This is a genomic window from Mesorhizobium sp. M2E.F.Ca.ET.209.01.1.1 (assembly GCF_004010375.2).
Taxonomy (GTDB): Bacteria; Pseudomonadota; Alphaproteobacteria; order Rhizobiales; family Rhizobiaceae; genus Mesorhizobium.
Window position 1 is genome coordinate 1 of record NZ_SADP02000234.1, and the last position, 420, is coordinate 420.

1 protein-coding gene is annotated in these 420 nt (G+C 68.8%); it reads right to left on the reverse strand.

What is annotated here, in order from left to right:
- Positions 1–420: amidase family protein (locus EN852_RS35440; protein ID WP_246694498.1), on the reverse strand; the 420-nt coding region annotated here is incomplete at both ends.

A 420-nucleotide genomic window follows, 5' to 3' on the forward strand; every position in this document is an offset into this window, starting at 1 on the left:
TGACTGGCGCAAGGTGACAAAGGCCTGCCACAGCGCCTCGAAGTCGACATCCGGCACCAGCGCTTCGCTTTCGAATGATGCGCCGGCGAAGCGGGCAAGCGCGGCCTCGCAAAGGTCGAGCACGCCCGGTTCCGTCGGCAGATGGCCGTCGAGGTCGCCCAGCCAGGCGACGCGGCCGCCGGACGCTTTCGTCCGCAAGCCGTCGAGGAACGAGCCTTCCTTGGCATGCGACAGCGGCGCCTGCGGGTGATAGCCGGCCTGCTCGTCGAGCAGCAGCGCGATGTCGGCGATGTTCCGGCCCATCGGCCCTTCGACGCCCATCTGGGCGTGGAAGACGTCGATGTCGGGGCCGGCGGGCACCAGCCCCTGAGACGGGCGGAAGCCATAGACGTTGTTGTAGGCGGCCGGATTGCGCAGCGA